The following is a 24,699-nucleotide window of genomic DNA, read 5'->3' as shown; positions in this document are numbered from 1 at the left end:
ATAAAAATATGAAAGCACATACGTACGAAACTCAGTCAACGATCACTCCGGAAAAAGCATTAGACTTTTTAAAAGAAGGAAACCAAAGATTTGTAAACAATTTAAAGGCAAACAGAGATCTTTTGGAGCAGGTAAATGCTACACGTGAAGGTCAGTGGCCATTTGCGGTAGTTTTAAGCTGTATCGATAGCCGTACTTCTGCAGAACTTATCTTTGATCAGGGATTGGGTGATGTTTTCAGTATCAGAATTGCAGGAAATTTTGTAAATCAGGATATTTTAGGATCAATGGAATTTGGCTGTAATGTAGCAGGCTCTAAACTGGTCGTTGTTTTAGGTCACACAAAATGCGGAGCTTTGAAAGGTGGTCTTGATGCTGCTAAAATCGAGGGAATGGGAATGGATAACCTAAACCACCTGATCAACCATTTTGATCCGATCATTAATACAATCATCGAAGATGGCGAAGAGCGTTCTTCTGCCAACGCAGCACTTCTGGAAAGGCTGAATCAGCATAATGTAAAGCATGCAATTGAGGACATCCGTAAACAAAGCTCTACTCTGAAAAGACTGGAGGAGGAAGGTAAAATCAAAATCGTTGGTGCAAACTATGACGTTGAAACCGGCGTTGTAACATGGCTATAAGCAAACATTCATCTTTCATAAAAGTTCGGGCGGAAGCTTTGCTTCCGCCCGAACTTGTTCTATTTCCCGTTAAAAGCAGACATGGTATTGTTAATTCCTGCAAAAACAAAAGACAGACACGCTTTTGAAAACTTTTCAATTCTCTCGGACAGCTTCTCATTTTCTTCTGCATTCCATGTACCTAAGACATAATCGACTTGTTTACCTTCAGAAAACTCAGCAGAGATTCCAAAACGCAGTCTCGCATAATTCTGAGTTTGCAAAACCTCCTGAATATTTTTCAGTCCGTTATGACCTGCATCAGAACCCTTCATCTTCATTCTTAACGTTCCGAAAGGCAAAGCGAGATCATCAGTAATGATCAATATATTTTCTAAAGGAATATTTTCTTTCTGCATCCAGTATTTCACGGCATTTCCAGACAGATTCATATACGTATCAGGTTTTAAAACCAAAACTTTTCTTCCTTTATATTTTCCTTCTGCCATCCAGCCGAAATTGGTTGTATTGAATGATGTTTCTAAAGTTTCCACAATTTTTTCAGCAACCTTGAAACCTATATTATGACGTGTATTTTCGTATTCTGTGCCTTTATTACCAAGACCTACAATTAGATATTTCATGAGAAATTTTTTGCAAAATTAAGGGTTCTGAAATAAAAAACTCAATCCTTATCGGATTGAGTTCTAAAATATTTTTAAAAATTAATGATTACATCGGTTTATAGAAGTAATTTACTCCAAACCCCTGAATCATGTAAGTCTGCGGATCGTATTTATAATTTGTAGAGACCACAATAGGGTTAGGAATCGGCTCCGTCAAATCTGTCATAGAAATTCTTCTCGGGCTGTTTGGCGACAAAATTAAACTTCTTTCATCATTGATTTTTGTATCAATAAGCACTGAAACCTTGTATTCAAATGGTAAAAGTGTATAACCATTGATTTGGGAATCGTAATTGGTAAATCCAAATTCATAATTTTCCACAGGTGGTTCAAATGTTGTACCGTTGGTAAGAAGCCCCACTTCTTTTGTTACTTTAGAAACATTATCTCCTAAATAAGTGTAATTTGCTTTTGTATAATCTGTGTATGCAAAAGGTATAATATCTTTCCCTCTTTTCATTACGATTAATGCCAATTTTGCTGTCGTAGAACTATAAGTAAGATTATATTCTGCTTTTGTTTTTTCGTAAAGAGCATAGGGACCTACTGTTGCAGGAGGAACTGGTGCTAATCTTCTGTAAACAGATCTGTTTTCAGAGATTAATGTTAATCTTCCTAAGTTTCCGTATGTATATTGCTGAGTATAAGAAATGCTGTCGGCATCTATTGTACCATCATTATCCAAATCCATAAAACCATTAAATGTTACCTTACTGATTTTATCGCCACTCCATTCCACATTTTTCACAGAACCTTTTTCTGTAAGAACTTTTGTAAGAAGCAGACCGCTGTATTGATATTCAGCAATCGTTCCAAAGTCGGTGATCTCTCTTGAAAGCGCTCTCGGACCAATCAAACCCGTGTTTTCATTAAGATCCAAAAGCGGATCTCCTTCTTCATTGGTCATATCTTTACAAGAGTTTATAGAAGAAAACCCTGCGATGATTAAAACAAAATAGAAAAATCTTTTCATTTCTAAAGGGGATTATTTATTTTTCCACAAATATAATTTTTTTTTGTATAAAAATCATATTTTTATTAATATTCTAACAAAACCATCAACAAAAAAACTCTTTATAACATCTTTTATATATACTTTTATGCTTGCGTTTGATCCAAAACCGGATAATTTTGAGAATCATACAGATAGATCAAATAAAAAAGAAGGACTTATAAATATTGAAGCATATAGGATAATTAGCTGACAGACTAAATTGTTAAAAAGACAAAAGCCACCTAAAAACAAGATTTATATGGCTTTAATTATTTATTTACTAGCTAATTAAATTCCTAATATAGATTTCAGCAAGACATTCACCTCATCTACATTCTTCACTTTATCTTTTCGCATCATCAGATTATTCCCTTCTTTTCCAGCTTTTTCTTTCAATTGAGCTTGTGCCGGATTTTGGGTTAAATAGGTAATAATATGTCTGAATTTCTCGGTCTGATAAAATTTATCCTGCGGATTACCCGGAAAATACCCAAGGAAAACGCCGTTTTTCATGACAATTTTTTCGAAACCAATATCTGCAGCAAGCCATTTCAGGGCAACACTTTTTAATAAATTAACTGCTTCTTCCGGTAAAGTTCCGAAACGGTCTTTCAACTCGGCTTCAAACTTCTGAAGATCTTTTTCATTATCGATTTCAGCCAATTTCTGGTAAAGCAGCAATCTTTCTTCTGTACTCGACACATAAGAATCAGGCAACATCAGTTCGAGATCGGTATCGATATTCACTTCCTTTACAGACTTGAATAATTTCTGGCGATCTTCTTCGTTTTCAAAAAGATTTCCGAAGTTTTCATCATCTTTTAATTCTTCCAAAGCTTCCTGCATTAGTTTTTGATAGGTTTCAAAACCCATTTCATTGATAAATCCGCTTTGTTCGCCACCCAATAAATCTCCGGCTCCACGAATTTCCAAATCTTTCATTGCAATCTGGAAACCGCTTCCCAAATCTGAAAACTGTTCAATGGCTTCCAGTCTTTTCCTTGCATCGGAAGTCATCATATCAAAAGGCGGCGTAATCAGATAACAGAAAGCTTTTCTATTGCTTCGTCCTACCCTTCCTCTCATCTGGTGTAAATCTGCCATCCCGAAACGTTGTGCATCATTAATGAAGATCGTATTCGCATTCGGAACGTCTACTCCACTTTCAACAATTGTTGTAGAAACCAAAACATCGTATTTCCCTTCCATAAAATCCAGAACGTTTTGCTCAAGCTGCTTTCCATCCATTTGTCCATGACCGGTAATTACCCTTGCATCAGGAACGAGTCTTTGAATCAAGCCCGCAATATCCTTCAGGTTTTCAACTCTGTTGTTGATAAAATATACCTGTCCGTCACGCTGAAGCTCATAAGAAACCGCATCACGAATCAGCTCCTCATTAAAACCTACAATCTGTGTTTCTACAGGCTGCCTGTTTGGTGGCGGAGTTTTTATCACCGATAAATCTCTTGCAGCCATTAAAGAAAACTGCAGTGTTCTCGGAATCGGTGTTGCCGTTAAAGTCAGCGTATCAATATTAGTTTTTAAAGTTTTCAGTTTGTCTTTTACGGCTACTCCAAATTTATGTTCTTCATCAATGACCAGTAAGCCTAAATCTTTAAATTTAATTTTGTCTGAAGCCAATTGATGCGTTCCTATGACAATATCAATTTTTCCGGTTTTTAAGCCTTCAATAGTTTCATTTTTTTGCTTTGCTGTTCTGAAACGGTTCAGATAAGAAATATTAACGGGGAAATCTTTCAGTCTGTCTCTAAAACTTCGGTAATGCTGAAATGCCAAAATTGTGGTCGGAACCAAAACAGCCACCTGTTTTCCGTCTGTTGCAGCTTTAAATGCAGCACGAATTGCAACTTCAGTTTTACCGAAACCTACATCTCCACAAACCAAGCGGTCCATTACCGTTTCGGCTTCCATATCGGTTTTCACATCGATGGTTGCTTTTTCCTGATCCGGAGTATCTTCGTAAACGAAACTAGCTTCCAGCTCATTTTGCAAATAAGAATCCGGTGTAAAAGCAAAACCTTTTGCCGTTTTTCTTTCGGCATATAATTTAATCAGGTCAAAAGCAATCTGCTTAACTTTTGCTTTGGTTTTTTGTTTTAAAGATTTCCAGGTCGGTGAACCGAGCTTGCTTAGAACAATTTCTTTTCCGTCGGGACCGTTGTATTTCGAAATTTTATGAAGCGAATGAATACTTACGTAAAGTAAATCGCCATTTTTATAGGTTAGTTTGAAACATTCCTGAATTTTACCGTCATTGTTCACTTTCACTAGTCCCATGAATTTTCCGATTCCGTGATCGATGTGAGCAATATAATCGCCAACTTTAAGAGACATTAAATCTTTCAAAGTCAATTGTTCTGATTTTGCAAAAGCATTTTTGGCTTTGTATCTCTGGTAACGGTCAAAAATCTGGTGATCGGTATACACTAAAACTTTATGATCCGTATCTACAAAACCTTCGTGAAGCTCAGATTTAAAACTTTTAAATGCAATCTGATGACCAAGCTCTTCAAAAATAGATTCTAATCTGTCTTTCTGTTTATCGCTGGAAAATGAAATCCAAAGATCAAAACCTTCTTCTTTTTTTTCCTGTAAATCTTCAATCAGCAACTGAAAATTTTTATGAAAAGACGGCTGAACAGTCTGATTGAGCCTGATTTCTTTAGATTTTATTTCCTCAATTCCCACAGCACTGAAATCAATCGTTTTGAATTTTTTATAATCAAAAAGAAATTCCTGGTCAGAAATAAATAATTCCTGTGGTGTTCTATGCGAAATATCTTTGCTTAAACCTTCATATTTTTCTAAAGCTTTTTCATAAAAAGAACGAAGTTTCTGAAGACCAACAATTCCGTTTTTCGAAACAATCAGGCTGTCTTCCGGTAAAACTTCAAGCAACGAAACTTTTGTCCCCGAAACTGAAAAATTCATATTTGAAACCAATTGAAACTCATCTACTTTATCCACAGAAAGCTGAGTTTCAATGTCAAAAGTCTTAATATTTTCCACTTCGTTTCCAAAGAAAGTGATTCGATAAGGTTTTTCATTGGAGTAAGAAAAAACATCAACAATTCCGCCACGCACAGAAAACTCTCCCGGCTCAGAAACAAAATCAGTCTGATGAAACTGATAATGATTCAGCAGTTCATCTACAAAATCAAAATCGAGCTGGTCTCCGGTTTTTATATGATGGGAAATTGCTTTAAAATCCTCTTTTTTAAGAACTTTTTCAGACAATGCGCCGATGTAAGCTACTATGACTTTTTGTGACTTTTCAGAATTTATTTTATTTAAAACTTCAGTTCGCAAAACCAGATTGGCATTCTGAGTCTTTTCAACCTGATAAGGTTCCATGTGAGTTGCCGGAAAATAGAGTACATTTTCTTTTCCGAGCAGATCTTCCATCTCACTATTTGCATATAATGCTTCCTCTTTATCATCAACAAGAAAAAGCAGATTTTTTTTGTAGGTAAGAAAAAGTTCGGCCGCAAAAACCGAAGCTGAAGAACCCGCGGTTCCCCTTACTGAAAGGTGAGATCGGGTATCAATTTGTGCGAAAATTTCTTTGCCAAATTCTTTTTTAAGTAAGTCGGGAAGGAAGTTTTCACTGATATTTTTTAGCTGCATAAATAATGTAGATATAAACGACAAAAGCGATTTCGGGATATTTCCGAAACCGTTTGATATGTCAAAGATACGTTATTTTTTATTTTTAACCTTTTAGACAAAACCAATCAAATTTCAACCCAAAAACATTATTCTCTTAATTTTTAGAAAATTTTGTTTAAAAAAAGTTAAAATTATTCACAAATTCAATTTAGGCACATTCTTTGAAAATTCATTACTCACAAACCAAAAAATAAATATTATGAAAAATGTATTCAAAATTTTAGGAGTATTCATTCTTCTATTCACAGCCTTCTCGCTTTCATCATGTAGTGACGATGATGATCCGGCAGACAACGACTTCTTTGCGGGAACTTATAAAGGAAGCATTGCTTACACCGACAACGACAATGACATCTCTACGGATAACGGGGAAGTTTTTGTCACAAAAATCGCAAGTGGAACTAAGTACAACTTCAGATTTTCAAACGGAATTCCTGATCTGAACGGTCTTGAATTCCAGAAACAAGGTGATAATACTTTGGTAATGGTAAATTCTACAGCACTTGTATACGTAAGAATCGACAATAACGAATTAAAAATGCTTTACACTGCAGATGGCAAAACATGGAGAGCAAACTGTACAAGGTAATCTGACAATAATTCATTCATATGTTTACCCGCTTCCGACTTTGGAGGTGGGTTTTTTATTTAAATTAATTGGAATTTAATAATTTATAAAATTTAGTTAAGTTTTAATAACCGTATTTTTATAATAAGTTTTTACTTACATTTACTTTACTAAAAAATAAAACAAATGAAAAAATTCCTTACTGCAATGTCTATCGTATTAGGACTAGGATTTGCAACTGCACAACAAGCTGTTCCTGCTACAAAAAGCACAACAACAAGAACAGTAACAACAACTAAACCTGTAAAAGCTGCAGAAACAAAAGCAGTGAAACCTGCACAAAAACTTAAAAAAGACGGCACTCCCGACAAAAGATATAAGGAAAATAAGAAACTCAAGAAAGACGGGACCCCGGATATGAGATATAAACAAAACAAATAACAACATATATCAGTTGTCATTCATAATCAAATTTTTCAATAAACCGATGCCTGGATCATCGGTTTTTTATTTTAAAATATTTCCCTGAATTCTATTCTTATTTATAAATTTGGACCATGTTAAACTTTCTAAAGAAAAATGCAGCGTTGATTTGGGCGAAAAAACATGTTCAAAAGGCTGAAGAATTTAAGAAAAACGCCGAAAAAAATCAGGAGGAATTATTATTATCCCTTGTAGATACTGCTAAAAAAACTCTTTTTGGAAGAACATACGGTTTTGAAAACATCAAATCTGTAAAGAATTTTCAGGAAAAAGTTCCCGTTGCAGATTATGAGGATTTAAAACCATATATTGAAAAAGTAAAACGCGGACAACGGGATATTTTATGGATTGAAACCCCTGAATATTTTGCCAAGACTTCCGGAACGACTTCCGGCTCAAAATACATCCCGATTTCTAAAGAAGGAATGCCTTTTCAGGTGAAAGGAGCCCAAAGTGCACTTTTCCATTATATTGCTAAAAAAAACAATGCTGATTTTGTCGGCGGAAAAATGATTTTTTTACAGGGAAGCCCGGAACTCGAAGAAGTTTTTGGCGTAAAAACCGGAAGACTTTCAGGGATTGTAGCCCATCACATTCCCAATTATCTTCAGAAAAACCGTTTACCGAGCTGGGAAACCAACATGATGGAAGACTGGGAAGCCAAAGTAGATAAAATTGTAGAAGAAACTGAAAAAGAAAACATGACGCTGATTTCGGGAATTCCGCCCTGGCTCATTATGTATTTTGAAAAGCTGATCGAGAAAAACGGTAAGAAAATCAAGCAGATTTTTCCGAATCTTCAACTCATCGTTACAGGTGGTGTAAATTATGAACCTTATCGCGATAAAATGGAAGAACTTTTAGGCGGAAAAGTAGATATTGTACAGACATTTCCTGCTTCGGAGGGTTTTTTTGCCTTTCAGGACGATTATACGAAAGAAGGCTTACTTCTTTTAACCAATCACGGAATTTTCTATGAATTTATTCCTTTGGAACAATATGGAAAACCAAATGCACAAAGATTAACTTTAAAAGATATTGAACTCAATAAAGATTATGCATTAATTTTGACCACGAATTCCGGTTTGTGGGCATATTCGATTGGTGATGTTGTACGATTTATTGACAAAAATCCGCACAGAATTTTGGTGAGCGGAAGAACAAAACATTTCACCTCAGCTTTCGGAGAACACGTCATTGCGTTTGAAGTGGAAGAAGCTATAAAATCGACAGTAGAAAAATTTCCGGCTCAGATTACAGAGTTTCATTTAGCCCCACAGGTAAATCCGGAAGAAGGTTTGCCTTATCACGAATGGTTTATCGAGTTTGAAAAAGAGCCTGAAAATTTAAATGCATTTAAAGATGAACTGGATGATCAGCTGAGAAAACGCAACACGTATTATGATGATCTGATTTCGGGGAACATTCTTCAAAAACTTCATATTTCTAAGCTTCAAAAAAATGCATTTCAGGAATATGCAAAAGCAGAAGGAAAACTTGGCGGGCAAAATAAAATACCAAGACTGGCAAACGACAGAACAATTGCAGAGTTATTGCAACTTTATAAAAAGTAACACACCAAAAAGCCATTAATCATGAAAAGAATTTTAGCAATTTCAGTAATGATATCAATTGCATCATGCTCATCATTGAAATATAGCTCAGCAAAAAATCCTGACAATTACAAAAAAATAAAAACTGGCGATAAATATACTTTTCATCAAACAGACGGAAGTAAAATCCCTATGACCATTTCTTCCATTGCTAAGGACAGCATTATTGGAACCAGAAAAAAAGAAAGAATTTCGATTGCAAAAACCAATATTACAGAAATAAGAAAAGACAGAACGGCAGTTGCAGTTGTTGCAACAGCCGGTGGAGTTGCCGCTTTAACGACTTTGGTTGTAGTAATGACAAAAGCCACAGATGTTGTAGCTGATACCGCTGCAGCATTTGGAAGTGGCGCAAATTAATTAAGCTAATTATCTTTTAATTATAAAATTGTTTCATTTTAGATTAAAATCTTACAAAAAATATGAGATTTTCTTTTCAATGAAAACGTATATTCAAAAAAAATTATAAATTTGAAAAACTAAAAAATTATAATGAAAGCATCTGTACTTTTAAAATCATCATTATTAACATCTTTATTTGTAATCTCATCTTGCGCAACAACAAAGTACAGCGAAGATATTGCACAAAATAATTACTCAAACCTTCAGGCCGGAAAAATCTATGTGGTAACTCCGAGAGACGGATCTAAAAAACAAAAATTCCTTTTCCGTAATATTGATGGCGATAACCTTATCGGAACTGCAGGAAAAAAAGACAGTACAGAAGTAATCATTCCGAAATCTAATGTTGCATCTGTAAAAGACAGATCAAAAGCAAGAGTTGCAGGAGGCGCTGTTTTGATCGGTGCTGCAGGCGCTGCTGCGATTGTAATCAGTTCTTTGAGAGCAGACTAAAATAGACAAAATCTTTCAGGTGATATTTTATTTATCATTTGAAAATTGAAAATACAGATAGCCTTAAATAAACATTTAAGGCTATTTTTGTGCATGATTTCTTTATTGCCGCTTAAAACATTACAAAATGTTGAATTCAGAAATCTTCTTACCGGAAGATTTTTCATTGTTTTAGCTTTCAGAATGCTTGCTACTTTACTTGGGTGGTGGGTTTATCAGTTAACAAAAGATCCTTTTTCTATAGGACTTATCGGGCTTTCTGAAGTTATTCCGGCGGTAAGCTGCGCTTTGTACGCAGGTCATGTCATTGATATGAATGAAAAGAAAAGGCTTCTTTTAATTTGTAATTACGTTTATGTTTTCCTGATTAGTTTACTAATGATTCCTGCATTTTTTGATGTTGAACTTCATTTTACAGGACATGAAATCACGTATTTTATTTACGGTGTTATTTTCTTTACCGGAATTGCAAGAGCATTTATTGGCCCAATTGTACCTTCAATGATTCCTAAAATTGTTGAAAAGATAAATCTTCCGAGTGCAATTACTTTAAATCAGGCAACGTTTTTGGTTTCTTCGGTTTGCGGTCACGCTGTTGGAGGATTTTTAATCGGATTTTTTGGCGTTAAATGGACATTATTGGTCATAATTTCACTTTTACTTGTCGCTTCAGTATTTTTCTGGCAGCTGAAACCTCAGTTTTCGGAATACAAAAAAGAGCAAATCAAAGTGATGGAAAGTATGCGAGAAGGAATTTCTTATATTTTTAAAACGAAAGAAATCTTAGGTGCACTTTGTCTTGATATGTTTGCTGTACTTTTCGGAGGTGCCGTTGCGATGATTCCGGTTTTTGCAACAGACATTCTGAAATCAGGAGCGGAAGGTTTTGGATTATTGAACGCGGCTTCAGACATTGGTTCAATGATTATTATTATGACCCTTTCATTGGTTCCGTTGAGAAAAAACCAGGGCAAAATTTTACTGGCAGTTGTTGCCGGATTCGGGCTGTGCATTATTGGCTTCGGATTATCACATTATTATTGGCTTTCGTTCATGTTCTTAGCACTAAGCGGAATGCTGGACGGAATTTCCGTAGTGATTCGGGGAACGATTGTTCAGCTTAAAACTCCGGATCACATTAGAGGAAGAGTTTTAAGTGTAAATTCTATTTTCATTATGTCGAGTAACGAGATGGGTCAGTTTGAAAGCGGATTGATGGCGAAACTTTTAGGAGTCGTAAGATCGGTTGTATTCGGCGGAAGCATGACTGTTTTGGTTGCCTTAATTGTAGCAACTTCTAATCCTAAATTGAGGAAAATGCAATATTAATGTTCCAATAACGTTATACAAGAATATGCAATGAAAATTAAATTAAGATTAATAAATTCTTTACATTTGTATAAAAATATTTCAGAATGAAAAAAATTTTACTCATTTTTTTGATGATTATTTCCCAAGCTGTATTCAGCCAGTCAAGCTCAGATTGCGGAGGAACAATACAGGTTTGCGGAAATTCACCTATTTCCTTTACCCCTACAGGACCGGGAGATATACTAGAAGACTTAGGAGGTTGCCTTTCCAGTGACGAAAACTACTCCGTGTGGTACACCTTCACCATTGCAACTTCAGGAACTTTAACATTTGTAATTGATCCTAATGTTTTTGCTGATGATTACGATTGGGCGGTATACGGACCGGATAAGACATGTAGTAATTTAGGCACTCCTATCAGATGCAACTATTCCGGTTCTGACGGACCAACAGGTCTGAATATGACCAGCACGCTTACCACAGTACCTGGTACAGGGCCGTTATTCTGCCAGTACTTAGACGTTATCGCAGGGCAAACGTATCATTTAGTAATAGACAACTTCTTATCTACTGCTAACGGATTCCAGCTTACTTGGGGCGGAACAGCAACTTTGGTTTCGCCTTTTAATTCGGCATTTCAGCCATATCCGTTTATCCCGCCGGGAACAGCAGGACCTACACCAACCTCGCCAAATGAAGTAATTGTTTGTAATGAGCCACCGACTTTTGATTTCAACACGTTATCCGCCGGCATTATTAACAATAACCCTAATTTCGTTGTAAATTATTACACAAATTCCAATGATGCACTTAACGGAAACAATCCTATCTTGGGAGTATCTCCTGTAAATACGACAGATACTTATTACTATGTAATCACTTATTCTGATCCCAGCGCACCTGGCGGAGCTATCAGTAAATGCAGGCTTCCGGGAACATTCAAGTTTGTTCAGCGTGCTATAAATGTTGTGGATGCTACTTTAACATCCTGTAACAACAATAATGCAGGAACAGCTACTTTCGATTTGACTACAGCAAATGTTATTAATGATCCTACGGTGGTGAAGAAGTATTATCAGTCGTTATCGGACCTGAATAACAATACAAACGAAATTACAAATCCTTATCAGTATGTTTCTGCTGTTGGATCAGTCTTTGTTCTGGTAACTTCTCAATACGGATGCACCGACATTGCCGAAATTAAACTTAATTTCTATCCCCCAATAGTAGTAACAGATGCGACTTTACGAACATGCTTTATAGAAGGAACTCCTACAATGGGAGAATTTAACCTAAATGAAGCAATAGTTAACAACCAATCGGGAATGACAAAGAAATATTACCCTTCATTGCAGGATGCCATCGATCAGACCAATGAGATCACTCCGCCACAGCCTCATATCGCTCCGAATGGCGTTGTATACGTGAGAGTATCAAATGCAGAAGGATGTTATAATATTGCTAAAATTAATCTAATTGTAATTCCTCCGGTTTATTCAACTGTGCTTGAAGATAAAATCATCTGTGCAGAAGACACAACAACACTGGATGCAGGTCCCGGATTTGACGCCTATGAATGGAGCACCGGTGAAACAACACAGACAATTTCAAACGTAGGTTTGGGTACATATTGGGTCAAGCTGAAAACAGGTGACTGTACTGCTAAGCAAGAAGTAAAAGTATATGCATCAGAACAACCTGTAGTATCAAATATTGAAGTTTCTAGCAACACGATAACTGTACAAGTAATTGGAGGTACGCCTGCCTATAAATATTCAATCGATAATGTTAACTGGCAGGATTCTAATGTTTTCACCAATATTACAAGAGGAGATCACACGATTTATGTAAAAGACAGTTATGATTGTAACCCGATTGAAATTACCGTTGTTGTTCCTAATATTACCAATGTAATTACTCCAAACGGAGACGGAGTGAATGATTTCATCGATTATTCTGCCTTATCCAATAAACAGAATCTGGTACTCAGTATTTTCGACCGATATGGCACAAAAATCTTCCAGGCAGACAAAACCAACGGATATAAGTGGGATGGTTCCGCCAGCGGAAGCAAGAAGGTTCCTACAGGAAATTACTGGTATTCCGTAACCTGGAATGAAAACAATAAAAATAAAACCCCGATTAAGTTCTCAGGATGGGTTTTAGTGAAAAACAGAGAATAAACAATGATATATTAAAAAAAGCCACTGAAGAGTGGCTTTTTTATTTTAATTAATTTAATTAACAGTAAAATTAATTAAATTTTTGTTAAATTTGTATTCAAAATCATTTGGAAATGAGAAAACTATTACTCTTTTTTATTTTTATAACTTCTCAACTATTTTATTCACAATCTGACTGCGTTTCTGCAATACCAGTGTGTGGAAATTCGGGCATTTCATTCACTCCATCAGGACCAGGAAACATATTAGAAGATCTGGGCGGATGTTTGACTGACGATGAAAACTTTTCAGTTTGGTATACTTTTACCATTGCAACATCAGGAACATTAGCTTTCACCATAGATGCAAATAATAATGGAACAGATTATGATTTTGCTGTTTACGCACCTAATGCGAGCTGTTCTAACTTGGGTACACCCATAAGATGTAATTTCTATGGAGTTTCGCCTACAGGAAATACCGGACTGGAGCTTACGGATAGTAATGTACCTTATTATGAGCCCTATCTAGATGTTATTGCAGGACAGACTTATTACTTGGTTATCGATAATTACAGCAATGCTCTAAATAGCGGTTTCTCTTTAATTTGGGAAGGTACTGCAACTTTATCATCAGCATTTTCAGATCCGGCATTAGCACCCAACCCTTTCCTTGCACCAGGAATTCCAAATCCCGCGGGAGGACCTAATTTAGTTCCTACATGCCCACTTCCTGGTCAATTTGACTTTTCAACATTAACTCCAACAATTTTAAACGGAAACTCTAATTTTGTTGTTTCTTATCACACAACAGCCAATGATGCATTGTCAGGAACCGCCCCTATCACAACACCAATTTTAGTGAACGGAACAGATACTTATTATTACAGTATTCGTTATCAAGACCCTGCAAACCCAAACAATCCGTTGAATAATTGCCGACAAACAGGATCATTCAAATTCACATTAGGAGCAATACCTGTTAAAAATGCAACCGTTTTTGCATGTGCCAACAACGGAGCAACTACAGCCATATTTGATCTTACAACAGCAAATGTATACTTCGATGCTACAGCAACTAAGAAATTTTATTTGACAATGGCAGATCTTAATGCAGGTATAAATGAAATCCAAAATCCGAACAATTATAGTTCTGCTGAGAAAACCGTATACGCAAAGATAACAACTAGTGCAGGATGTACAGGAAACGCTTCGATTGATCTAAAATTCCACCCTAAAGTAATTGTAAATGAAGCTACTCTGGAAGAATGTTTTTTACCCGCTAATACCAATACAGCATCATTTGATCTTACATTAGCAAATGTTACCTCACAGCCAAATACCACAAAAAAATTCTATCTTACTTTAGAAAATGCTTTAAGCGGCACAAATGAAATAGGAAGTACTCATATAGCATCAAATTCTTCAGTATATGTAAGAGTGTTTTCACAAAATGGATGTTATGCGATTACGAAGATCAATCTGAAAGTTTTACCTCCGGTAAAATCATCAGTTCTTAAAGATAAAACAATTTGTTTCGAAGATAAAACCACATTAGATGCAGGCAGCGGTTTTGACGGATACGAATGGAGCACCGGAGCTACTACGCAAACAATTACAGGCGTGGGTGTAGGAGCTTACTGGGTAAAATTAAAAACAGGAAAATGCTTCACGCTTCAGCAAGTAAATGTATATCCTTCACAACAACCTGTCATTGCAAGTCTTGATATCAACAATAATACAATTACAGTGAATGCATCAGGAGGTTCTGCTCCTTACCAATATTCTTTAGATGGAATAAACTGGCAGGATTCAAATGTATTTACAGGTTTACCAAGAGGTGAAAATAAAATTTTCTTAAAAGATTCTTATGACTGTAATCCGATCGAAATCCAGATTACTGTACCTAATCTAGTAAATGCAATTACTCCAAACGGAGATAATGTAAATGACGAGGTTGATTATACAGCTTTAGCGTATAAAAAGAATCTTGTCTTCACAGTATACAACAGATACGGAAACAAAATCTACCAGGCTGATAAAATAAGAAACTACAAATGGAATGGTACTTCAGGAGGTAAGAAAATCCCTACAGGAACTTACTGGTACACTATTACCTGGAATGAAAATGACAAAAACAGCACCCCTACAAAATACGATGGCTGGGTTCTTGTAAAAAACAGAGACTAATACAATATTTTTCCAATTAAATCACCTCATTTTCTGAGGTGATTTTTTTATTAACATAAACCAGCACCCTTCATTACTCGTATTTTAAAAGTTATCAACAATAATTCTTAATTACTCATTTCAGATTATTTTCTAAAAAAACTATCTTTGCAATATGGCGCAGAAAGAAACACTCTCCTCTCTTACACAAGGCAACTTTGCAAGAGAATTGTCGATTGCAGATGGAAAAATGCCTCCCAATGCAGTAGATTTTGAAAGATTGGTAATTGGTACTTTTTTAATTGATAAAAAAGGACTCGATCATTCTATTGACCTGCTTACACCGGAAGTTTTTTACGACCCGAGACACTCAGTAATTTTTGCTACTATACTAAAACTATATGAAGCCAATCAGCCAGTTGACATCATGACGATCATCCAGGATCTGAAAAAGAATGACAAGCTGAATCAGGCAGGAGGTGATCACTACATTATCGAGCTCACAATGGGTGTAAGCTCATCCGCTCATATCGAATATCACGTTCGTGTTATTCTGGAAAAATATATTTTAAGAAGCTTAATAAATGTTTCTGCCAACGTTATTGATTCTTCATATAAAGAGTCAACAGATGTTTTCGAGCTTTTAGATAAAGCAGAACAGTCATTTTTTGAAATTACCAACGGTACCATCAAAAAAGGCTTCGATACTGCCAATTCATTAGTAAAACAGGCAATTGACACCATTAAATCTTTAAAAGATAAGGAAGGTCTTTCCGGAGTTCCATCAGGATTCAGAGATGTAGATAAAGAGACCGGTGGCTGGCAAAATTCCGACCTTATTATTATCGCTGCACGTCCCGCAATGGGAAAAACAGCATTCCTTCTTTCCATGGCAAGAAATATTGCAGTGGGTCACAAAATTCCAATGGCATTATTTTCTCTCGAGATGGCATCGGTACAGCTGATTACCAGAATGATTGCTTCTGAAACAAGAATTTCATCAGAAAAATTAAGGAAGGGAACATTAGATGATGAAGAGTGGCAAAGATTATTCTCCAACGTATCTGAGCTGGAAAACGCACCTTTATATATTGATGAAACACCTTCACTTTCTATTTTCGACTTCAGAGCAAAATGCCGAAGACTCGTAATGCAGCACGGGGTGAGACTAATCATGGTCGATTATCTTCAGCTGATGACTGCAGGTGGTGGCGGTAAAGGAACAGGGAACAGGGAACAGGAAATTTCAATGATTTCCCGTTCATTAAAAGCCATTGCAAAAGAATTGAATGTTCCTGTGATTGCACTTTCGCAGCTTTCAAGAAGCGTAGAAACGCGTCCGGGAAAAAGACCGCAGCTTTCCGATCTGAGGGAATCCGGAGCCATTGAGCAGGATGCCGATATTGTATCTTTTATTTTCAGACCTGAATATTATAAAATCGCAGTATGGGATAATGATGAAGAAGGCGCAGAAACATCAACTGAAAATCAGGCAGAATTAATTATTGCGAAACACAGAAATGGAGCCACAGCCGATGTTAGGCTATCTTTCTTGAAACATTTTGCAAAATTCGGAGATATTGAAGCAGCAACTCACGGAATGGATTACTCTACTCCATTTGGCGAACCAAGTGGTTTTGATAAGATTAAAACAACGATTCAGCCAGGTGCAGCATTCGATCTTCCCGACAGTTCGAAACTTTCTGGTTCATCCATGAACGATTTTGATGACGAAGAAGATTTTCCTTTTTAATAATTAAGGTTAAGATTTAGATTAATTTAAAACTTACTCTAAATAATAGCTAACCTCAACCCTAGCCTCAATCTCAATGAGAATCGAAATATATACAGACGGAGCCTGTAGCGGAAACCCCGGAAAAGGCGGTTATGGCATCCTGATGCGTGTTCCGGAAAAAAATTATCAAAAAACATTTTCAAAAGGATTCCGGAAAACAACCAACAACCGAATGGAGCTGTTGGCTGTGATCACGGCTTTGGAAAAACTGAAATCCCCAGAAAATGACATTCATGTTTTTACTGACAGCAAATATGTTTCTGACGCCATTAACCAAAACTGGATTTCAGGTTGGATAAAACGAGGTTGGAAAAACGTTAAAAACCCTGATCTTTGGAAAAGATTTGTAGCCCTATACAACCTTCATAACCCGAAAATGCACTGGATAAAAGGTCATGCGGGACATTTTGAAAATGAGTTATGCGATAAACTTGCGGTAGCTGCAGCCAATTCTGAAAATCTTGAAACAGATACTTATTTTGAAGGCACAGAAAACAATTCTCTATTTTGAATAAGACTAAGACCGCGGTTATCATATTCAACTTTTCGTTATCATTCTTGTTTTTTATTATAAAATAATTAAATTTTTTGCAAAATTAACAACATTTATTCATTTATTAATTGAGATTTAATATCTTTACGCGTCTAATTAAAGTATGCTAATAAATGAATAAAAAACTACTGTTTTATTTTACCCTTTTTGTACTTTGTATTTCCGGGAAACTATCATCCCAAACTTACCAACTCACAGGAAACCCCATTAGCACCACCGGATGGACTATGGTAAGCCCGACAGTTGTAGGAACCGGAGGAGATTTTATTCAACTAACACCAGATACAAATAACCAATCCGGGTCAATCAGGCTTAACGATCCTATCAATCTGAAATACTGTGACAAATGGAGGGTTGAATTTGATTTTCGTATGGACTCTAACCAAACTGCCAACGGAGATGGTATTGCTTTTTGGTATTTAGCAAACCCTCCCGTAGCAAGTGTATTGGGATCAGGTCTTGGAGCTTCTCAGAATGCAATCGGTCTCATTGTAGGATTTGATACTTACAACAATACTACTACCGCAGTAATGAGCAAGGTGCACGTCGGCTACGGACAGATACAAAACACAACCGATACCAATAATGTAGAATTTTTCAATGTTGCAGGAAGCTCTTTTCACTCTCCGGACATGAATACGACGCTGCCATTCCAGGGAGCAAATTACAAACACGTAGAAGTTACAGCACAGGTAAACACAAGCATTCCTAACACTTGGAATATAAAAATAACAATAGACGGAAATCTTATCTGTGATCAGCCATTCACAGCATCAGGAACCGCTGCAGCAATGACTACCGGATATTTTGGCTTCTCGGCTTCGACCGGTGGAAACAGATCCAGACATTCTATTAAAAATGTAAAGATATACACCGATAAAGTAAGCATATTAAATCCAACTGTTACACAGAGTTACTGCCCCAATCCTTCCACAGGATACGGAACCGTAAATTTAACAACATTTAATTCGCAGTTCGTTGCAAATCCATCAAACTATACATTTACGTACATGGTAGGCGGAGTACCAGTTTCCAATGCAACAAATTTTCAGTTTAATGCAAACACCACAGTCAATGTAATCATCAGAGACAATGCATCTATTCTTTGTGATAATCCTGACGGAAAGATTTTATTGACACTATCTCCATTTACAGCAAATAATGTCAATCTTTATGCCTGTAACAATAACGGAGCAACCACTGCAACTTTCGACCTCTCTGCAGCTAACGTGACAGGTGTTCCCGGTGTTACTAAAAAATATTACAAAACCTTGGCAGATCTCAACGCAAATACCAATGAGATTACCAATTACACTGCTTACGTTTCTGCACCAGGAAAAGTATATGTAAAAGTTACAACACCACAAGGTTGTACCGGAAATGCCGAGATCACCCTTATCTTTCACCCATTGCCTGTATCTACCGATGCTATACTCGAGTCTTGTTTTATCGAAAATGCTACAACAACAGCTTTATTTGATCTTACCACAGCAAACGTTTCAGCTGAAGCAGGCATCACTAAGCAATTTTACACCTCATTATCCAATGCATTAGGCGGAACTGACGAAATTATCCCTGCAACAACATATATTTCAGCTTCAAAGGATGTTTTCGTGAAAATCACAGGATCAAACGGATGTTTTATTATCAAAAAAATTACATTAAAAGTATTGCCTCCGGTAAAATCATCTGTATTAAAAGATAAGATTATTTGTATTGATGAAAGAACTACATTAGATGCCGGTCCGGGATTCGATGGATACGAATGGAGCACCGGAGCTACAACCTCATCGATTACAAATGTTGCCGTAGGAAACTATTGGGTTCTTTTAAAAACCGGAAAATGCTATACACTTCAGGCAGTAAATGTAAAAAAAGCTAATACTCCTGTAATTTCAACCATCGACATTAGTAACAATACAATTACCGTAAATGTTTCCGGAGGAACTGCTCCCTATAAGTTTTCTTTAGACGGAATCAACTGGCAGGATTCTAATGTATTCACAGGACTTCCAAGAGGCGAAGTAAAAGTATTTGTAAAAGATTATTACAATTGTGAGCCTACAGAAGTTCAGATTACAGTACCTAATCTCATCAATGCTATTACTCCGAACGGAGATAATGTAAATGACTTCATTGATTACAGTGCTCTTGCTTATAAGAAAAATCTTGTCTTTACAGTATATGACAGATACGGAAACATGAAATATCAGGCAGACAAAATAAGAAATTACACCTGGGACGGAACTTCCGGAGGTAAAAAATTGTCAACAGGCACATACTGGTATACGATCACATGGACTGAAAGCGACAATACACAGACAAAATACAATGGCTGGGTATTGGTGAAAAACAGAGAATAATCAAAATAAAGCACCACTGCATAAGTGTGGTGCTTTTTTAAATTATTAATTTCAGATTTCTCTTCACAATAAGCTTTTAACAGCAAGGTAATCATGTACTCAATTGCTACTTCAAGGCAGCAGACAAAGATATTCTGCATAAAAAAACAAATAACTTTACCAAATAATAAATCTCTAAGTTAAAAAATGAAAAAAATTTTACTCCTCAGTTTTTTGTTCGTTTTAATAATCATCAATTCAAATTTTACTGCGCAAACTTACCAGCTTACCGGAAGTCCTGTTATCAATACTACCGGTTGGGATATTGTTCCATCGGCCTCTGCGACAGGTGACTTTGTACAACTCACCCCCGATCAAACCAGTCAATTTGGAGCAATAAAACTATCCAATCCAATCAACTTAAAATATTGCGATAAATGGAAGGTTGAATTTGATTTTAGAATTGACGGAAACGGAACAACTTCTTACGGAAGAGGTGACGGGCTTACATTCTGGTATCTTTCGAATCCCCCGACAGGATTTACTACCGGTGGAGGATTGGGAATTCCTGCCAATGCAAATGGATTAATGGTTGCATTTGATATATTCAATAATACGACAGAAGGACAAATGAGTAAAGTGCACCTTCTTTATGGTACAAACAATGTTCCTGCAGGAAACCCCAATATTGAGTACAATATGACGGCAAACAGCACCTTTCATTCACCAGACCTTAATCCTACACAACCTTTTGTAGGAGCAAATTACAAACATGTTGAAGTGAATGGTGAAGTAGATCCTGCCAATATCAACAACTGGAAAATCCAGATTAGAATAGATGGTGTTTTAATTGCAGATGATTCATTTGCTCCATCGGGTGGCGCAATCGGCATGACACAAGGATACTTTGGGTTTTCTGCAGGTACGGGAGCAGCAAGCGCAAGACATTCCATTAAAAATGCCAAAATATTCGTTGATAAAGTACCTATTCTTCAGTCTACGATCACTCCTTTTGTTTGCACAAACCCCGCAACCGGAAACGGATTCATTGACTTAACATCGTATGCAAATCAGTTTGTAAACAATCCTTCAAACTACATTATCACTTATTACGTTTTAGGAAATCCTACACCTATTTCAAATCCTACAAACTTTCAGTATTCGGGAAATACCACCATTACAGTTGTCGTAAAAGATCCTTCATCAACTCTTTGTGACAACGGCGACGGAAAAATTATTCTAAATCCGAGTCCTTTTGCGGCAGACGACGCCACAATCACGGCTTGTAACAATAATAATGAAGGGCTGGCTTACTTTGATTTAAGCACTGCTGCAGTAACCACACAGCCTGGTGTAACAAAAAAATACTATCCTACTTTAGCAAATTTGAATGCTGGTACAGGTGAAATCTTAAACTGGGCAAATTATCCTTCAGCAAACGGAGGAACCGTACACGTGAAAGTTACAACGTCACAAGGATGTACTGACAATGCAGTGATTACTTTAAACCACTATCCTGTAGTTGTTGTAAACGATGCTATTTTAAGAAGCTGTTTCATTGAAGATAATATTTCGATGGGATCGTTCAATCTTACAAATGCAGCCGTGACCACACAAACCGGAGTTACAAAAAAATATTATCCGTCTCTACAGGATGCTATAAACGGAACAAATGAAATCACACCTCCGCAACCTTATATTGCTCCAAACGGAGTTGTTTATGTAAAAGTTACAAACGCAAACGGATGCTATGCAATCGCTAAAGTAACACTAATTGTCATCCCACCGGTTTATTCGGAAACTTTAAAAGATAAGATCATCTGTATTGAAGATAAAACTACTTTGGATGCAGGTACAGGATTTGACGCTTACGAATGGAGCACGGGAGAAACAACCCAAACCATTTCTAATGTGGGAGTAGGAACTTATTGGGTAAAGCTGAAAACAGGCGACTGTACCGTAAAGCAACATGTAAAAGTATTTGCATCAGAACAACCGGTCATCACAGCAGTAGACGTATCTGCCACAACAATCACGGTGTATGCAAACGGAGGAACTCCGGCATATCAGTATTCTCTGGATAATGTACACTGGCAGGACTCTAATGTGTTTACCAATATCTCAAGAGGCATTCATAAAGTTTTCCTGAAAGACGCTTATGACTGCGAACCAATGGAGGTTGAAGTTACAGTTCCGAACATCATTAACGTGATTACTCCAAACGGTGACGGAATGAATGACATCATTGACTACTCAGCTTTAGGCAGTAAGAATAATTTAGTATTTAACATTTATGATCGTTACGGAGCCAAATTACATCAGGGTGACAAAACCAATCAGTACAAATGGGACGGAACCGCAAACGGCAGAAAAGTCCCTACAGGAAGCTACTGGTATTCTGTAACATGGAATGAGAATAACAAAACCAAAACCCCTGTAAAACTTACGGGCTGGATCATGGTAAAAAACAGAGATTAATTTTTTTTTCATACTATACTTAATTTTGAATCACTTCTTTCGGGGAGTGATTTTTTATTCAGAAAATTTCAAAATAGATATTTGCTTTAAAAACAACCTTTATTCGGCTTCAATTCTTAAATTTGTCTTATGAATTATTTGGAAGCTTTAAGCAGAAGATATTCTGTAAAAAAATTTAATCCTGATTTAATTATTCCTCAGGAAACCCTTCTCAGCATTTTAGAGTCAGGAAAACTGGCGGCAAGCTCTTTGGGATTGCAACCTTATAAAATATTGGTGGTAGAAAGTAAAGAGATGAAGGAAAAACTGATTCCTGCATTCTATAATCCTTCGCAAATTTCTACCTGTTCGCATTTAGTGGTGATTGTTTCAAAAAAAATGATTGAAGAAAATTACATCAATGGCTACTTCAATCACATATCTGAAGTCAGAAACATTGAACTTGAGAAGCTCGATTTATTTAAAAAAAGCATCAATCAGCATATCGTTCAGAAAAACGAAACAGAACTTTTCAACTGGGCAGAGAAACAGTCTTACATTGTTTTAGCAAATTTAATGTATGCTGCAGCTATTGAAAATATAGACACTTGTCCGATGGAAGGTTTTAAGCAGGATTTAATAGAAAAAACTCTGGATATTGATCCTGAAAAAGAAAAAGTGACTGTTACACTGGCTTTAGGTTACCGTTCCGAAGAAGATCATTTCCAGCACATGAAAAAAGTAAGAAAACCAAACGAAAAATTGTTTAAATTTATTTAATGATTTAGACAGTTGTCTTAAAGTAAAACTATGATAAAAGCGGATGTATTAGTGATTGGTTCCGGAATTTCCGGATTATCTTATGCCATAAAAGTTTCTGAACAGTTTCCCGATGCCAAAATAATCATTGTAACAAAATCTGACGAAGACGAAAGCAATACCAAGTATGCTCAAGGTGGTTTAGCAGTTGTTACCGACTTGAAAAATGACAATTTCCAGAAACATATAGACGATACCATGAGAGCCGGCGATGGCGAAAACAAGCTCGACGTTGTTGAAATGGTTGTAAAAGAAGCACCCGCAAGATTTAACGAAATCGTTGAATGGGGCGCAAACTTTGATATGAAAAACGGAAAATTTGCTTTAGGTAGAGAAGGCGGTCACACCGAAAACAGAATTGTACATCATAAAGACATTACCGGTTTTGAAATCGAAAGAGCCTTACTTGAAACGGTAAAAAACAGTCCGAATATTGAAATTCTCGACCATCATTACGTAATTGATATCATTACACAACACCATGTTCCGGGAAAAGAATTGAATGAAGGCGAAATTAATTGCTATGGCGCTTATATTTTAGATGAAAAATCAAAATCCATCAAAAAAATCACTTCCAAAATTACTTTAGCTGCAACCGGCGGAGCGGGACACGTTTACAAAAACACGACCAATCCGACCATTGCAACCGGAGACGGAATTGCTTTCGTTGCCCGTGCAAAGGGTAAAGTAACCAATATGCAGTACTATCAGTTCCATCCGACTGCTTTATATAGCAAGCTTGACGGAATGCTGTTTTTAATTTCTGAAGCCGTTCGCGGAGATGGTGCTAAATTAAGAACCAAAAGAGGTGAAAAATTCATGCATAAATATGATGAAAGAGAAGAACTCGCCTCAAGAGACATCGTTGCAAGAGCAATTGATGCGGAAATGAAAATCACGGGAGACGAATTTGTCGGACTGGATTGCAAAGCGATGAATCACGAAAAATTTTTAGAGCACTTCCCGAATATTTATAAAAAATGCAAAGACGAAGGAATTGATCCTTTTACACAATTAATCCCGGTAGTTCCGGCCTGTCATTATCTGATGGGTGGAATTGAAATCGATAAAGACGGACAATCTTCTATCAATAATTTATTTGCCGTTGGTGAATGTACCAACTCAGGATTACACGGCGCAAACAGATTAGCTTCCAACTCGCTATTAGAAGGTTTGGTTTTTGGTCATAATGCTGCCATGAAAACGGTAGAATTATTAAAAGAAAACAATTTTAATTTTGATGATCTAAAAGCGGTTCCCGAATGGAACGAAGAAGGCATGAAAATCATCGATGAGATGGTGATTGTATCTTATCTAAGAAAACAGCTTCAGGAAATGATGAGCGACCTTGTAGGAATTGTAAGAAGCAACCGAAGACTGAAAATGGCACTTCAAAAGCATGCAGAAATTGCAGCTGCCGTTGATGAGATCTACCACTACTCTATTCTTTCACCACAACTTTCAGAATTAAGAAATTTGACGACCGTCGCTCATCTCATCATTACCCAATCGATGGAAATGACTCAGAATAAAGGTGCATTTTACAATAAAGATTTAGTTCAAGCATAATTGATTAT

General features: G+C 36.5%; 18 protein-coding genes. 15 read left to right on the top strand and 3 right to left on the bottom strand.

The genetic code is table 11. From position 1 onward, the window contains the following. Positions 1-8: 8 nt before the first annotated feature. Entirely contained in the window at positions 9-644 is a 636-nt protein-coding gene (locus ACR1PN_RS14660) for a carbonic anhydrase family protein (RefSeq protein WP_378176439.1), read from the top strand. 59 nt (positions 645-703) lie between these two features. On the opposite strand, the gene pth is transcribed toward ACR1PN_RS14660, so the two are convergent. From pth to mfd, 3 genes are all read right to left on the bottom strand, one after another. Then, positions 704-1,267, bottom strand: coding sequence for an aminoacyl-tRNA hydrolase (gene pth / locus ACR1PN_RS14655; RefSeq protein WP_433980641.1), 564 nt, complete (start codon positions 1,265-1,267; stop codon positions 704-706). Between the two features lie 88 nt (positions 1,268-1,355). After that, entirely contained in the window at positions 1,356-2,282 is a 927-nt protein-coding gene (locus tag ACR1PN_RS14650) for a hypothetical protein (protein WP_433980640.1), read from the bottom strand. A 309-nt stretch (positions 2,283-2,591) separates the two neighbouring features. After that, positions 2,592-5,954 carry a transcription-repair coupling factor gene (gene mfd / locus ACR1PN_RS14645; RefSeq protein WP_433980639.1) on the bottom strand — a complete coding sequence of 1,121 codons (3,363 nt, stop codon included), beginning with the start codon at positions 5,952-5,954 and terminating at the stop codon, positions 2,592-2,594. A 241-nt stretch (positions 5,955-6,195) separates the two neighbouring features. Here mfd and ACR1PN_RS14640 point away from each other — a divergent pair, with 241 nt between their 5' ends. The 14 genes from ACR1PN_RS14640 to nadB all read left to right on the top strand — a co-directional run bounded on the left by ACR1PN_RS14640 (position 6,196) and on the right by nadB (position 24,691). Next, positions 6,196-6,585, top strand: a complete 390-nt coding sequence (locus ACR1PN_RS14640) for a hypothetical protein (RefSeq protein WP_433980638.1) — start codon at positions 6,196-6,198, stop codon at positions 6,583-6,585. A gap of 165 nt (positions 6,586-6,750) precedes the next feature. Further along, the gene (locus ACR1PN_RS14635) at positions 6,751-7,005 is read left to right on the top strand and encodes a hypothetical protein (protein WP_378176424.1); all 255 of its coding nucleotides are present in this window, start codon (positions 6,751-6,753) and stop codon (positions 7,003-7,005) included. A gap of 116 nt (positions 7,006-7,121) precedes the next feature. After that, positions 7,122-8,621 (top strand): GH3 auxin-responsive promoter family protein, encoded by a 1,500-nt coding sequence (locus ACR1PN_RS14630; protein ID WP_433980637.1) that lies wholly within the window; start codon positions 7,122-7,124, stop codon positions 8,619-8,621. Positions 8,622-8,642: 21 nt separating this feature from the next. Continuing rightward, positions 8,643-9,020, top strand: coding sequence for a hypothetical protein (locus ACR1PN_RS14625; protein WP_433980636.1), 378 nt, complete (start codon positions 8,643-8,645; stop codon positions 9,018-9,020). 132 nt (positions 9,021-9,152) lie between these two features. After that, positions 9,153-9,515 carry a hypothetical protein gene (locus ACR1PN_RS14620; protein WP_378176415.1) on the top strand — a complete coding sequence of 121 codons (363 nt, stop codon included), beginning with the start codon at positions 9,153-9,155 and terminating at the stop codon, positions 9,513-9,515. Positions 9,516-9,608: 93 nt separating this feature from the next. Continuing rightward, positions 9,609-10,844 carry an MFS transporter gene (locus ACR1PN_RS14615; protein ID WP_433980635.1) on the top strand — a complete coding sequence of 412 codons (1,236 nt, stop codon included), beginning with the start codon at positions 9,609-9,611 and terminating at the stop codon, positions 10,842-10,844. Positions 10,845-10,930: 86 nt separating this feature from the next. Then, a complete protein-coding gene (locus tag ACR1PN_RS14610; RefSeq protein ID WP_433980634.1) occupies positions 10,931-13,009 on the top strand; it encodes a gliding motility-associated C-terminal domain-containing protein in 2,079 nt (692 codons plus the stop codon). 113 nt (positions 13,010-13,122) lie between these two features. Then, positions 13,123-15,177: a gliding motility-associated C-terminal domain-containing protein gene (locus tag ACR1PN_RS14605; RefSeq protein WP_433980633.1), complete on the top strand. Its 2,055-nt coding sequence runs from the start codon at positions 13,123-13,125 to the stop codon at positions 15,175-15,177. Positions 15,178-15,331: 154 nt separating this feature from the next. Further along, the gene (dnaB, locus tag ACR1PN_RS14600; protein WP_378176403.1) at positions 15,332-16,909 is read left to right on the top strand and encodes a replicative DNA helicase; all 1,578 of its coding nucleotides are present in this window, start codon (positions 15,332-15,334) and stop codon (positions 16,907-16,909) included. A 76-nt stretch (positions 16,910-16,985) separates the two neighbouring features. Continuing rightward, positions 16,986-17,462, top strand: a complete 477-nt coding sequence (gene rnhA, locus ACR1PN_RS14595) for a ribonuclease HI (RefSeq protein ID WP_433980632.1) — start codon at positions 16,986-16,988, stop codon at positions 17,460-17,462. Positions 17,463-17,617: 155 nt separating this feature from the next. After that, positions 17,618-19,867 carry a lectin-like domain-containing protein gene (locus ACR1PN_RS14590; RefSeq protein WP_433980631.1) on the top strand — a complete coding sequence of 750 codons (2,250 nt, stop codon included), beginning with the start codon at positions 17,618-17,620 and terminating at the stop codon, positions 19,865-19,867. 186 nt (positions 19,868-20,053) lie between these two features. After that, positions 20,054-22,324, top strand: coding sequence for a T9SS type B sorting domain-containing protein (locus ACR1PN_RS14585; protein ID WP_433980630.1), 2,271 nt, complete (start codon positions 20,054-20,056; stop codon positions 22,322-22,324). A gap of 129 nt (positions 22,325-22,453) precedes the next feature. Continuing rightward, positions 22,454-23,083: an NAD(P)H-dependent oxidoreductase gene (locus ACR1PN_RS14580; RefSeq protein WP_433980629.1), complete on the top strand. Its 630-nt coding sequence runs from the start codon at positions 22,454-22,456 to the stop codon at positions 23,081-23,083. 30 nt (positions 23,084-23,113) lie between these two features. Beyond that, complete coding sequence (nadB, locus tag ACR1PN_RS14575) at positions 23,114-24,691, top strand: L-aspartate oxidase (protein WP_378176388.1); 1,578 nt, start codon at positions 23,114-23,116, stop codon at positions 24,689-24,691. The last annotated feature ends 8 nt before the right edge of the window (positions 24,692-24,699 follow it).

This window comes from Chryseobacterium sp. RLHN22, assembly GCF_051011795.1.
GTDB classification, from domain to species: domain Bacteria; phylum Bacteroidota; class Bacteroidia; order Flavobacteriales; family Weeksellaceae; genus Chryseobacterium; species Chryseobacterium zhengzhouense.
This window is presented reverse-complemented; position numbering and strand designations above follow the sequence as displayed.